This is a genomic window from Bacillus sp. FSL K6-0993, from assembly GCF_037977205.1.
In the GTDB taxonomy this organism is placed as follows: Bacteria; Bacillota; Bacilli; order Bacillales; family Bacillaceae; genus Bacillus; species Bacillus subtilis.
This window is the reverse complement of sequence record NZ_CP150275.1, coordinates 35001-47084: the sequence shown is the minus strand read 5'-3', so window position 1 is coordinate 47084 and position 12084 is coordinate 35001. Positions and strand designations below refer to the sequence as shown.

At 40.4% G+C, this 12084-nt stretch carries 15 protein-coding genes (1 of these 15 cut by a window edge); 1 reads left to right on the top strand and 14 read right to left on the bottom strand.

Features of this window, described 5'->3' with window-relative positions; genetic code table 11:
* Positions 1-7 precede the first annotated feature (7 nt).
* Complete coding sequence (metG, locus tag MHH79_RS00250) at positions 8-2002, bottom strand: methionine--tRNA ligase (RefSeq protein WP_309529929.1); 1995 nt, start codon at positions 2000-2002, stop codon at positions 8-10.
* 494 nt (positions 2003-2496) lie between these two features.
* On the opposite strand from metG, the gene abrB reads away from it, so the two are divergent.
* Complete coding sequence (gene abrB, locus MHH79_RS00245) at positions 2497-2787, top strand: transition state genes transcriptional regulator AbrB (protein WP_003226760.1); 291 nt, start codon at positions 2497-2499, stop codon at positions 2785-2787.
* A gap of 48 nt (positions 2788-2835) precedes the next feature.
* Here abrB and rsmI read toward each other — a convergent pair whose 3' ends face one another.
* From rsmI to csfB, 13 genes are all read right to left on the bottom strand, one after another.
* On the bottom strand, positions 2836-3714 hold the full coding sequence (rsmI, locus tag MHH79_RS00240) for a 16S rRNA (cytidine(1402)-2'-O)-methyltransferase (protein WP_019712967.1): 879 nt from the start codon (positions 3712-3714) through the stop codon (positions 2836-2838).
* Positions 3689-3988, bottom strand: a complete 300-nt coding sequence (locus tag MHH79_RS00235; protein WP_003242983.1) for a GIY-YIG nuclease family protein — start codon at positions 3986-3988, stop codon at positions 3689-3691. Before MHH79_RS00235 ends, rsmI begins: the two co-directional genes overlap by 26 nt.
* A complete protein-coding gene (locus MHH79_RS00230) occupies positions 3975-4718 on the bottom strand; it encodes a tRNA1(Val) (adenine(37)-N6)-methyltransferase (protein ID WP_063336208.1) in 744 nt (247 codons plus the stop codon). The genes MHH79_RS00235 and MHH79_RS00230 overlap by 14 nt, the downstream gene beginning before the upstream one ends.
* Positions 4719-4776: 58 nt before the next feature.
* A complete protein-coding gene (yabA, locus tag MHH79_RS00225) occupies positions 4777-5136 on the bottom strand; it encodes a replication initiation-control protein YabA (RefSeq protein ID WP_003218308.1) in 360 nt (119 codons plus the stop codon).
* Positions 5137-5150: 14 nt separating this feature from the next.
* Positions 5151-5978 carry a competence/sporulation regulator complex protein RicT gene (gene ricT, locus MHH79_RS00220; protein ID WP_003226767.1) on the bottom strand — a complete coding sequence of 276 codons (828 nt, stop codon included), beginning with the start codon at positions 5976-5978 and terminating at the stop codon, positions 5151-5153.
* 2 nt (positions 5979-5980) lie between these two features.
* Complete coding sequence (gene holB / locus MHH79_RS00215; protein ID WP_015482689.1) at positions 5981-6970, bottom strand: DNA polymerase III subunit delta'; 990 nt, start codon at positions 6968-6970, stop codon at positions 5981-5983.
* 11 nt (positions 6971-6981) lie between these two features.
* A complete protein-coding gene (locus tag MHH79_RS00210) occupies positions 6982-7422 on the bottom strand; it encodes a YaaR family protein (protein ID WP_015382556.1) in 441 nt (146 codons plus the stop codon).
* Between the two features lie 12 nt (positions 7423-7434).
* On the bottom strand, positions 7435-7764 hold the full coding sequence (darA, locus tag MHH79_RS00205; protein WP_003242755.1) for a cyclic di-AMP receptor DarA: 330 nt from the start codon (positions 7762-7764) through the stop codon (positions 7435-7437).
* 73 nt (positions 7765-7837) lie between these two features.
* The gene (gene tmk, locus MHH79_RS00200; protein WP_063336207.1) at positions 7838-8476 is read right to left on the bottom strand and encodes a dTMP kinase; all 639 of its coding nucleotides are present in this window, start codon (positions 8474-8476) and stop codon (positions 7838-7840) included.
* On the bottom strand, positions 8473-9915 hold the full coding sequence (locus MHH79_RS00195) for an aminotransferase class I/II-fold pyridoxal phosphate-dependent enzyme (protein WP_100506894.1): 1443 nt from the start codon (positions 9913-9915) through the stop codon (positions 8473-8475). Before MHH79_RS00195 ends, tmk begins: the two co-directional genes overlap by 4 nt.
* Before the next feature lie 81 nt (positions 9916-9996).
* Positions 9997-11157 (bottom strand): toxic anion resistance protein, encoded by a 1161-nt coding sequence (locus MHH79_RS00190; protein WP_309529930.1) that lies wholly within the window; start codon positions 11155-11157, stop codon positions 9997-9999.
* An 18-nt stretch (positions 11158-11175) separates the two neighbouring features.
* Positions 11176-11790, bottom strand: a complete 615-nt coding sequence (locus tag MHH79_RS00185) for a 5-bromo-4-chloroindolyl phosphate hydrolysis family protein (protein WP_309529931.1) — start codon at positions 11788-11790, stop codon at positions 11176-11178.
* Between the two features lie 119 nt (positions 11791-11909).
* Positions 11910-12084: the 3' portion of an anti-sigma-G factor gene (gene csfB / locus MHH79_RS00180; protein ID WP_063336204.1), read on the bottom strand. It continues 20 nt past the right edge of the window; the window shows 175 of its 195 coding nt (coding positions 21-195); its start codon lies off the right edge, out of view — the gene reads right to left on this strand; the stop codon is at positions 11910-11912.

Here is a 12084-nt window from a genome sequence, read left to right as displayed (position 1 = left end):
TTTATCATTATTTAATTCTTGTGCCTTTTGGTAACGACTGATCGATAGACACGACCTTTAAAACGCCGTCTGCTTCTCCTGCAAGGATCATACCTTGGGAAAGCTCTCCTCTGAGTTTAACCGGTTTTAGATTTGTTACACAAACGAGTTTTTTTCCAACAAGCTCTTCAGGCGTATAATGCTTCGCAATGCCGGATACCACTTGGCGCTTTTCAAAACCCAGATCAAGCTGCAGCTTCAATAAACGGTCTGCTTTTTTCACTGGCTCTGCCTCAATGACCTCAGCTACGCGAAGCTCTACATCCATGAATTGATCAATCGTAATTTCAGGTAAACTATCGACCTCTTGCGGCTCTTCTTCTTTTGTTTCTTCTTTCGCTGGTGCCGAACCTTGCATTTTCCCTTTGATGTAAGCAATTTCTTCTTCTGCCTCTAAACGAGGGAACAATGGCTCGCCTTTTTGTACTTTTGTATCTTTCAGCTGGCCGAAAGTTGTAATGCTGTCCCAAGCTTTTAAAGATTCATCAGTAATGCCCAGCTGCTCGAACATTTTTTCAGGTGTTTTTGTTAAGAATGGCTGAAGCAGTACCGCTGAAATACGCAATGATTCAGCGAGATGATACATAACTGATCGCAATTCTTCTTCTTTTGCCGGATCTTTCGCAAGCACCCATGGAGCTGTCTCATCAATGTATTTGTTTGTGCGGCTGATGAGCTGCCATAAAGTCGAAAGTGCTACCGAGAACTCCATATTTTCCATTGCTTTCTCATAAGCTTTCACTGTTTCTTCAGCAACCGAAGTAAGCGTTTGGTCAAATTCCGTAACAGCACCTTTGTAAGAACCGATTTGTCCGTCAAAATACTTATTAATCATCGCAACAGTACGATTCAATAGATTTCCTAAATCATTCGCTAAATCATAGTTGATTCGCTCAACAAATCCTTCCGGCGTAAATACACCGTCAGATCCGAACGGCACTTCGCGAAGCAGGTAATAGCGAAGCTCGTCTAAACCATAGCGTTCAATTAATGTAACCGGATCTACAACATTTCCTTTTGATTTCGACATTTTTCCGTCTTTCATCAAAAGCCAGCCATGCGCGAATACCTGCTTCGGCAGCGGAAGATCCAGCGCCATCAGCATAATTGGCCAGTAAATAGTATGGAACCGTACAATCTCCTTACCGACTAAATGAACATCGGCAGGCCAATATTTTTGATAAAGCTCATCATTTTCTGTATCATAACCGAGTGCCGTTAAATAGTTAAATAGTGCGTCAATCCAAACATATACAACATGCTTTGGATTTTCCGGCACCTTCACGCCCCAATCAAAAGTGGTGCGTGATACTGCCAAATCCTCAAGTCCAGGTTTGATAAAGTTATTAATCATTTCGTTTTTGCGTGATTCTGGCTGAATGAATGTCGGGTTTTCTTCATAGTATTTCAGAAGACGATCCGCGTATTTCCCCATGCGGAAGAAATAAGATTCCTCTTTGATCAATTCAACTGGGTGACCGCTGTCAGGGCTTTTTCCGCCGATGACCTCTCCCTTTTCATTCCGCTCAATATCAACGAGCTGAGTTTCCGTGTAGAACGTTTCATCAGGGATGCTGTACCAGCCTTCATACTCATCAAGATAGATGTCCCCGTTATCAAGAAGCTTTTGAAACACCTTTTCAATGACAACTTTATGCCGTTTTTCTGTCGTGCGGATAAAGTCGTCGTTTGAGATTTCAAGCTGCTTCCACAGTTTTTGAATATCTGCCGCTGCGCGATCCACATACTCCTGAGGTGTAATGTTTTCCTGTTCAGCTTTTTGCTGGATCTTTTGTCCATGCTCGTCCGTTCCCGTTAAATAGCGAACATCGAATCCTTTTAATCTTTTGTAACGTGCCATTGCATCTCCCGCGACTGTCGTATATGCATGGCCGATATGTAATTTTCCGCTCGGATAATAAATCGGTGTTGTAATGTAAAATGTATTGTTTTCTTGCGGCATCTTGAAACCTCCTAATCAGAATGTCAAAAAGCTCCCGCCCAAAGGACGAGAGCGGCGATAAGTGCAAATCATATATGAATATTATTTATATTTATCCTTTATCTATGATACCATCTTAGCCTTTAAGATCAAGAATATATACATACACCCTGAAAAAGAATAATTAAAATTAAAAATCTTTAATGAAAATAAAAAAAGTCTGTTCGTGTCGAATTTTGTCGTATATAATCAAATGAAATAAAAAACTTTGGTTCGAAAGTCTTGATTTAAAAGGATTTTTAGTAGGATAATAGCTTTATTAAATATTTATAAAATGCTGTTATTTCGGTAGTTTCTAAGACATTACTGACTATAAGAACTAATTCTTACAATCAATAGTAAACAAAATGATTGACGATTATTGGAAACCTTGTTATGCTATGAAGGTAAGGATTTTGTCGAATAATGACGAAGAAAAATATAATTTAAACAAATAAGTATCTCTTGGGAGGAGAATGTTTATGAAATCTACTGGTATTGTACGTAAAGTTGATGAATTAGGACGTGTAGTTATTCCTATCGAACTGCGTCGTACTCTTGGAATCGCAGAAAAAGATGCTCTTGAAATCTATGTTGATGATGAAAAAATCATCCTTAAAAAATATAAACCAAACATGACTTGCCAAGTAACTGGTGAAGTTTCTGATGATAACCTTAAACTTGCAGGCGGTAAATTGGTTCTTAGTAAAGAAGGCGCTGAGCAAATCATCAGCGAAATCCAAAACCAGCTTCAAAACCTTAAATAATCATTTCTTGTACAAAAAACGTTCTTGTTATGACACAAGAACGTTTTTTTATTGCTTAATATGGTAAGCATCGTACACTTCACGCTTTGGTACATTGCGATCGACTGCTGCTTTTTTAATGGCTTCTTTAGAAGTAGCGCCTTTCGAGATGTAATGCTCGACATGTTCTTTCGCAGTGAGGGTTTCCCACCATTGTTCTTCCTCATCTACCTCTTCATTATTACTTCCTTCTACGACAAGACAAAACTCGCCGCGTATCTGATCCTCGTTTGCCCATCCAATGACCTCGGATATGGTTCCTCGGATAAACTCTTCATATTTCTTAGTGAGTTCACGCGTTACAGCAATTTCCCGATCTCCTAATATCTCTGCCATCGCTGACAATGTTTCCTTCAATCTGTGAGGCGCTTCATAAAAAATGATCGTTTCGCGCCGTTTTTTAAGGGCTTCAAGCTCCTTCTTCTTTTCTTTTTTCTGTCTGTTGAGAAAACCGTAAAAGAAAAAAGGCTGCGGTACAATACCTGAAGCAATAAGAGCTGTTAATGCAGCATTTGCCCCCGGCAACGGAACAACATAACCGCCTATATCCGTAAAGTCCTTTACAATTTCCGCTCCGGGATCAGAAATCGTCGGCAGACCGGCATCACTGACAAGAGCAATGTTTTTTCCCGATTTCAGCCATTCAATAATTTTGTGCCCGCTGCTTTCTTTATTGTGTTCGTGATAGCTGACGAGCGGTGTTTCAATTTCATAAACATGACAAAGCTTTTTTGTTTGCCTCGTATCTTCCGCAGCAATCGCATCCACTGATTTCAGCGTGTCAATCGCCCGGAATGTCATATCCTCTAGATTTCCGATTGGGGTTGGGACCAAGTAAAGAATTCCCATGTCCGACTTTCCATTAAAGCTCATTTGGCGCCTTAACATATACAGCCTCCTTGCTGTTCCGCTTTTCTTCTATATAAAGCTCTTTTTTCTTCCGAGTTAGTTTTTTGAAATAATATTCCGCCTGCATAGCTTCTCGCTTTGTTGAAAAGCTCTCGGCAAAAATTAATTCAACCGGACGTCTTACTTTTGTGTACTTTGCGCCCTTTCCATCATTGTGTGTTTTCACTCGTTTATGCAGATCGTTGGTATACCCGGCATACCAGCTATTGTCCTTACATTTCACGACGTAGAAGAAATGGTTATTTGTCTCCATATAAAATGGTCCTGATTTCTTTTGTATATTCATTTTGTTCATCATAAACGAATAAAGGAGGAAGAATTTTCAAATCCGGGCGCCCGCCTTTGATGCCTTCAACCAAAATGGTATTGGCTTCTTTCCCTTGCTTCGGATAGACAAATTGTACACGTTTCGGCTCGATTTGATAAGCCTTCATCAGTTCAAAAATCTCCAGAAGCCTTCCCGGCCGGTGAACAAGAGCTGCTTTTCCCCCTTGCTTGAGCAGCTTGCTGCTGACTGAAATGACATCCTCCAGTGTGCAGTGGATTTCATGTCTTGCGATTCGGAGATGCTCGTTCATGTTTTGTTCAGTTTGTTTCGGCGTTTTAAAATAAGGCGGATTGCAGGTGACAACATCATATCGATTATGTCCAAGTTTCTCCGGCATGTTTTTCAGGTCATCATGTATGATCTGGATCTGATCGTCCAACTTATTATACTCCACGCTGCGAACAGCCATATCATGCAGCCTTTCTTGAATTTCGATTCCCAGAATGTCTGCTTTTGATCTTGTACTGAGCAGCAGCGGCACAATACCATTGCCGGTGCATAAATCAACAATTTTCCCTTTTTGAATCGGAACGTACGCAAATTTGGACAGAAGCACAGCGTCCAACGAAAAAGCAAACACTGTTGGGCTTTGTATGATTTTCATGTCCTCTGCCAGCAAATAATCTAATCTTTCATCATCATGTAATGAAACCATCTTCTTATCCTTTCAGTACCTTTGAAAAAGGCTCCCGTCTTAAGCGGAAGCCTTTTCCCTATTTTTTATTTAAGAATGACAGACAGAAAAGACAATCTTCTTTTCGAACACTACCATAGTGGACATTGCAGATATGAAATCCTTCTTGATACAGACGTGCCAGATTATCATATCCTTCCCCTATATCAGTTTGCTCTGTCTTCTGTGTTTTTGATTCTTTTTTATCAGCTTTGAACTTTTCAATCTGCTGCGTCGTATCGTCCAGCCGTTTGCGCAAATGCTTGTTTTCAAGCTGTAAATGATGATTTTCCTCAATCATCTCACCGATATGCTGCTTCAAATCCCCCAGCTGCCGGTACAGTGAGCCAATTTGTTCTTCTAAGTTAATGACTGTATCAAATAACTCTTTTTTATCCAAGGTTCCACACCTCGTTAATCTGTGGTTTGTGCGGATACGACGCCCTCTTCCAAGAGCTCTTCCCAAGTATATTCTATCACTTTTTCACGGTTTATCAGTTCCACCTGAAGCACCCGTTCCAGAATATTTAGTCCGACGACCTTCGCGGGACCGTTTGCTGTCGTAATCATTTCTCCTATATCCGGAAGCTGTTCTTTTGCCGTCTCATACTCATCGTTCTCATATTTTAGACAGCACATCAATCGTCCGCAAAGACCCGAAATCTTCGTAGGATTTAAAGACAAGTTCTGATCCTTGGCCATTTTAATGGAAACGGGTTCAAAATCTCCAAGGAACGTTGAACAGCAAAGCATTCTTCCGCAAGGACCGATTCCTCCGAGCATTTTTGCCTCATCCCTTACTCCTATTTGGCGCAGCTCAATTCTTGTCTTAAAGATAGATGCCAAATCCTTTACAAGCTCTCTGAAGTCGACTCGGCCGTCAGCAGTGAAGTAAAAAATGACTTTATTGCGATCAAACGTGAATTCAACATCGACCAGCTTCATATCCAAGCCATGCTCAATCACTTTCTTTTGGCAGATATCAAATGCTGATAGTGCTTCCTGTTTATTTTCTTCTACAATGAGAAGATCGCGCTCGTCAGCCACACGTATCACTTTTCGAAGGGGAAGCACCACATCATGCTCATCCACCTGTTTATTTGCAATTACGACCTGGCCGTACTCAACGCCTCTGACAGTTTCTACAATTACGCAGCTGTCATGTTCTATATGAAATCCATTCGGATCAAAATAATATATTTTACCCGCTTTCTTAAAGCGGACACCAATTACATTGTACAAGCTTATCCCTCCTGCAACATTAACACCAAGTGCTCCATTAATCCTTGTACATTCACATTGGAATGAAGCCGTTTCTTTGCTTCTAAAACAGCAAGTATCTGATTCGTAACGCTTTGTTGTGTTGATTGTAGCGCATGCTGTTTTATTGATTGGAATAAGTCTTGATAAATCAATTTATCTTCATTTCCTATTTGGATGGACAACACATCACGATATATCAATAAGAGCATATCAAGACCCATTTCTTGATGGGTTTTTTCTTTGAAAAAGGGCATCCATTGATCTTGAATAAAGAAAAAAGCATGTCCTTTCCGCTGGTGTAGGACTTCATACAATTTTATCACTTTCGCTCTAGACTCTGCAAACTCATCATTTCGACTTAATTCGACTGCTTCTGCTACATTATTGGTCATGTTGGCCAGAAGCCTTGCCATATGAAGCGAGACGTCCTGTTCAATCAGTCTGTCTTCAATTGCTTTCGGCTGCAAAGGCTGAAAAGGAAGGGTTTGGCATCTTGAAATGATGGTATCCAATAACCTTTGGGGCTGCTCAGTGATGAGGACGGCCATTGTGTCTTTGTTCGGTTCTTCTAAAAATTTCAGCAGGCTGTTCGCCGCATTTGCTGTCATTTGATCTGCGTGCGAAATAATATACAGCTTTTTATGCGATTCAAGTCCTGTCTTAGAAAACTCTTCTTGGAGCGCTTGAATTTGCGCCTTTTTGATTGATAAGCCATCAGGCTGAACAAGATGGAGATCAGGATGGTTCCCTGACTCTATCCGTTTACAGTTTCGGCAGCTCTCACAAGGCTCCGCGCCATCCTCCAGACAAAAGAAGCTTTTTGCAAGAAGCAGCGCGGCATCAAGCTTGCCTGTTCCTTTTTTCCCCTCAAACAAATAAGCGTGTGATAGTCTGTCCTTCTCAATACTATTATATAAAAGCTTCATCACTCTGGGCTGAAGCTCGTTCATTTCCTTCCAGGATATTGCCATTGTATCACTCTCTATGTGTAAAGGTTAATTAATAAACCTTTTATTTCGCCAATACGCTCCAGCAAATCAATTGCCGGTTTTTCCTGATCCATCATCTCTTCCGTAAGCTGTATCAATTTGTCATCTATTTCTTTCACAAGTCCCAGCGTTCTGCTGTTCCCGTAAAGGTCAAAGCTTTTCGATGTTTCATGTGAAAGGCCGCTGTCCACAGCTTCTTTGACAAAACGTTTCACAAGTCCTTTAAATCTCGCTAAGTCTTTAAAATTCCGAGATTTCGTTAGCCTTTTTCCGAATGCCTCTATATCAGATAACAGCCTGGTAAGCTGATCTAGCTTCATTTTACTGCTTTGGTTTTCCATTGATGTTTTAAACGATGCTGTGATCTCAGATGTTTTCACAGAGGGAAGCTGCTTATTATCTATAAATGTACGTATATCTTTATTAATTTTCACAGTTTCAAATCCTTAAAATTGATGAAATTCATCGACTGGAAGGACAAATACTGTCGCTCCGCCAACTTCAACTTCGACTGGATAAGGGACATAAGAATCAGCATTTCCGCCCATTGGAGATACAGGGGCAATCATTTGATCACGTTTCTGCCCGTTTTCTTTAATGAGACTCAACGCTTTATTGACGCGTATATCCTCGACACCGATCATAAACGTTGTATTGCCTGATTTAAGAAATCCTCCTGTCGTCGCAAGCTTTGTGACTCTGAAGTTGTGATCCGTTAAGGTTTTCAAAAGTCTGTTGCTGTCCTGATCTTGTACAACTGCCACTATCAATTTCATCTGTGAAGGCCTCCTTTAGATTGGAAACAACGTGATCTCGTTTACATTATTATATCAACTATTGGGAAACAGGTCACAATTGAATTTTTTTTAACGCTTCATCGATCACCTTTAGAACATCCTGAACGACGAGGTCTTTGGATTGCCCGGCATCAACTGAATGAAATCTTTCCGGAAATCGCTTCATCAGCTCTTGATAACCTTCTTGTACTTTTGTATGAAAGTCCAGTTTTTCTAAATCGAGCCTGTTTTTCTCCCGTGAGCCATTTGCGTAAATACGCTTCAGTCCTTCTTCCGGATCAATTGAAAAATAAACCGTTACATGGGGCATCATATCTCCAATGGCAAATTCATTAATGGACAGAACCTCATCAATTCCAAGTCCTCTTGCATATCCTTGATAAGCAAGAGAACTGTCTATGAATCTGTCGCAAAGAACGATAAACCCCTGTTCTAAAGCAGGTTTTACTTTTTCAACTAAATGCTGGCGTCTTGCAGCCGCATATAAGAGAGCTTCTGTTTTTGAGTCCATTAATGTATTGTTCTCATTCAGAATAACCTCTCGAATTTGTTCTGCAATATCTATTCCGCCTGGCTCTCGAGTTGCCATAACCTGAAGGCCTTCTGCTGTCAGTATGTTTTTGATCTCCTGCAGAACAGTCGTTTTTCCCGCACCTTCAGGACCTTCGAATGTAATAAATAAACCGCTCATGATTTCTCCTCTTCTATATAAACAAGTAGTTGTTTCTCTTTGATTTTCATATTCCCTTGAACATGCGTTTTCATGCTGATCAAGCGGCTGAGCTTTTGCACACTTTCTTTTGTTATTCTTTCTCCCGCCATAATCATCGGGATACCCGGAGGATAAGGGATGATATCTTCTGCATTCAGCCGGCCAGCTGCTTCCTCAAAGTCCACATATTCTTTCTTAAACGAATGTAAGACCTTTTTTGGATAAGGCAAGACAGTAACAGGCTGCACTCCCCATTCTGCAGAAACAAACGTCTGATCCGGAGGCGTTTTCTCAATCTCTTCATCAATGCTTCTAATGGTTTCAGCATTTATTCTCCGTTTTCCTCCCAATGGGAGAACGAGCAGTACTTGATTTTCATCAGCAAGCTCAGTGAATATGTTGGCACGCTCTAATATGCTTTGCAGCGTATAGCCAGAATGCCCGCGTTTTGAACGAATTGTGAGCTTTAGTGGATCCGTGATGATCAGTGGATTAGCAGGGTTAACAGCTTCTGCATTTGTAAGTGAATCAAACGTTTGTTTAAGTATTTGTATCCGCTGCAGAATGTCAGAAAGCTTTTGTTCTTCTATAATATGCTGTACATAAGCGCGGGCAATATCTAACGAAGCCATAATCGGATAAGACGGGCTGCTGCTTTGTAATCGGTTTAAATACTCTGCCACCCGATCCCTGTTAATCCTGCAGCTGCTGTTGAGATGCAAATAAGAACCCATCGTCATGGCAGGCAACGTTTTGTGGGCCGACTGAACAACAATATCTGCCCCCATTTTTAAAGCTGAGACCGGAAAAGGCTCACCTAAAATAAAATGTGCGCCATGCGCTTCATCGACCAAAACAGGTATCCCGTAATGATGGGCTTCAGTAATGATCTCAGTCAAATCAGCACTATGTCCGTAATATGTCGGATTGGTCAGTACCAAGCCTTTCGCATCTGGATATGCTGCCAGGGCCTCTTTAATTGTTCCAAGCGGAACATGCGTAGGCACATGCATCGCTGAATCAACGTCAGGTGCAAGATAAACCGGATCAGCACCGGCCAAATCAACAGCATGGAATACAGATTTATGACAGTTTCTTTGAACCAGAATTGTATCACCAGGTTCACAAACAGATAAAATCATCGCTAAGTTTCCGACAGTCGTACCATTTACCAGAAAAAAACTTTCCGCCGATCCATATAATTGACTGGCAAGCTCCTGAGCTTCCTTAATCACCCCAGAAGGATGATGGAGATCATCCAGTCCTGCCAGTTCAGTTACATCAATGGTGAGAAGCGGATCGAATATTGACTTAGCGTCATCAAAAAAGACATCTCCATTGTGATGTCCCGGAACATGAAATGAATGAGAATTTCTTCTCGCATGTTGAATTAATGCTTTATATAAAGGTGTGTTCATGAAAACAATCCTTTGAATGTGTCTTCTTACACCTTATTATATCGTGCCTCTGAGAGAACTTAAAGCCAGACTTACTGGTAACTATCTTTCCTTTATTGTAAGCAGCTTTTGTTTCAGGTCGCCTTCCATCATCATAAGCTCTTCTTCTGCCTGACGGCGTTTGATTCGTCCTTCTTCTTGTATAGTCAGTGTTTCTTCAAGCGTGCTTATTAAGCTTTCCTGCACCTTCTTCAGGGTATCTATATCAACAAGACCTCTTTCATTTGCCCGTGCAGTTTCAATTGTATTGGTTTTTAAAAGCTCCGCATTTTTCAGCAAAAGCTCATTGGTTGTATCAGATACTTTCTGTTGTGCTTCCACTGCATTGCGCTGCCTTAAAAGCGTCAGTGCAATGGCAACTTGATTTTTCCATAGCGGAATCGCTGTCACAATGGATGACTGGATCTTTTCAGCTAACGCTTGGTTTGTATTTTGAATCAGCCTGATTTGCGGCGCACTTTGGATTGTAATTTGCCTGCTCAGCAGCAAATCGTGCACCCTTTTATCTAACCGATCAGCAAATTGAATCAAATCATTTACTTCTTGAACGGCCATTTGGTTATGATCACTCGATTCAGCCTGTTGCTTCAGTTTAGGAATTGTTTTTGTTTTTAATTCCTCCAGCTTCAGTTCTCCTGCAGCAATATAAACATTCAGCGCTGCGAAATACTCTTTATTTTTTTCATATAACTGCTCTAATAGCTTATTGTCACTGATTAAAGCATTTTTAGAGTGCTCCAGCTTCAAGCTGATTCTGTCTATCTGCACGCTGGTCTTTTGGTATTTAGACAGCACCTCTTGAAGAGAACTTGATACTCTTCCAAACATGCGTGCCAAAAAACCCTTTTTCTTAGATTGGAGATCATCAGGATTTACTTGCTCCAGCTTTTTCATCAGCTCTCCAAGTATTTCGCCAATCTCCCCGACATCCTTCTTTTGAACATGATTAATCATATCATGAGAAAAGTTCAGCAGTTTAGATTGAGCTTGTGAACCGTATAAGACAATGCTTTGCATATTTTTATGGTCAATCTGTCCAGCAAGCTGAATTGCTTTTTCCTTGTTTTCCTCAGGAAGAACATCAACAAGCCGTACTTGCTCTTTCTCTGCTTTTACAGCCTCCGAACCTGGTATCTCTATGTTACCACCAAAAGGATCTGCCAATAATTCATCTATATGAAGGTCGCTTTGGTCTCGGTTCATCGCTCTTACCCTCTTCCCTTATTTCTTTAATGAATGTTTTGCTGCATCTAATTCAAACTGCAAATCGTCAATTTCATCACCCATTACTTGAGTTAAATCTTCCTCTAAACGCTTGGTCAATTCAGTAAGAGTTATGCGTGTCTCACTTAACGACATCGACAGTTCTTTGCTTTTTTTTGGGTGAGATGATAGAAAAGCATACTTCTCTGTCAATTCAACAATCGAATCGAGAGTTTGATAAAAAAAACGTTCTGCCTGATAAAACCGCTTTGGCTCTTTTTTGGTGAGGAGATAAATCCTTCTCACAATCCTTAGCATTTCTGCATTTTGCTTAAACATTTGAATGCTTTTAGCCTGAAACAAGGCTTTCCTAAGACGGATCATTTTCTGCCTTGCTTCCTCTAAGTTTTTCTTAATGTAAGCATACTCTCTTCCTGTCAATTCATGCTTTTTAAGAAATAACCGTCTTGCATTCCAGATGCCAGCTATATATACGGCTGCTCCAGAAGCAAGCCCATAAACAAAAGATAAAAAAAGCGACTGGTTTAAACCGAAAAAGCTCAATATTCCTATGAAAACAAAAGTCGCACTGCTAGTTAAACTCCACATCAAAAAGTGAAAAAATCTCTGCATGAGATAATCGACTCCTGTGTCTATACTCTGTTTTAATATTATTATCTACTACGTTCAATCCTTAAACAAGTTTCATCTTCTTTTTATTATTAAGAGTATAAAAAAAGACCTTTTCAGGTCTATGAATATAATGGCGGTGTATGAATGCTCTTTAGTTTTTTTACGTAAAACGCATAGTCAGGATCAGAAGTTGATGTAGAAATTACTTTTCTCTCACAATCTAAGCATATGAATTTCTTATAAAGATGAATGCCTCTATTCTTCTCTTGATCACAAATCACACATGTATGATTA

Bases quoted from the DNA above. Each gene is read 5' to 3' on its own strand.
- metG (WP_309529929.1), bottom strand. From the start codon at position 2,002: ATGCCGCAAGAAAACAATACATTTTACATTACAACACCGATTTATTAT.
- abrB (WP_003226760.1), top strand. From the start codon at position 2,497: ATGTTTATGAAATCTACTGGTATTGTACGTAAAGTTGATGAATTAGGA.
- rsmI (WP_019712967.1), bottom strand. From the start codon at position 3,714: ATGTTAAGGCGCCAAATGAGCTTTAATGGAAAGTCGGACATGGGAATT.
- MHH79_RS00235 (WP_003242983.1), bottom strand. From the start codon at position 3,988: ATGGAGACAAATAACCATTTCTTCTACGTCGTGAAATGTAAGGACAAT.
- MHH79_RS00230 (WP_063336208.1), bottom strand. From the start codon at position 4,718: ATGGTTTCATTACATGATGATGAAAGATTAGATTATTTGCTGGCAGAG.
- holB (WP_015482689.1), bottom strand. From the start codon at position 6,970: ATGGCAATATCCTGGAAGGAAATGAACGAGCTTCAGCCCAGAGTGATG.
- darA (WP_003242755.1), bottom strand. From the start codon at position 7,764: ATGAAATTGATAGTGGCAGTTGTACAAGATCAGGACAGCAACAGACTT.
- tmk (WP_063336207.1), bottom strand. From the start codon at position 8,476: ATGAGCGGTTTATTTATTACATTCGAAGGTCCTGAAGGTGCGGGAAAA.
- MHH79_RS00195 (WP_100506894.1), bottom strand. From the start codon at position 9,915: ATGAACACACCTTTATATAAAGCATTAATTCAACATGCGAGAAGAAAT.
- MHH79_RS00190 (WP_309529930.1), bottom strand. From the start codon at position 11,157: ATGAACCGAGACCAAAGCGACCTTCATATAGATGAATTATTGGCAGAT.
- MHH79_RS00185 (WP_309529931.1), bottom strand. From the start codon at position 11,790: ATGCAGAGATTTTTTCACTTTTTGATGTGGAGTTTAACTAGCAGTGCG.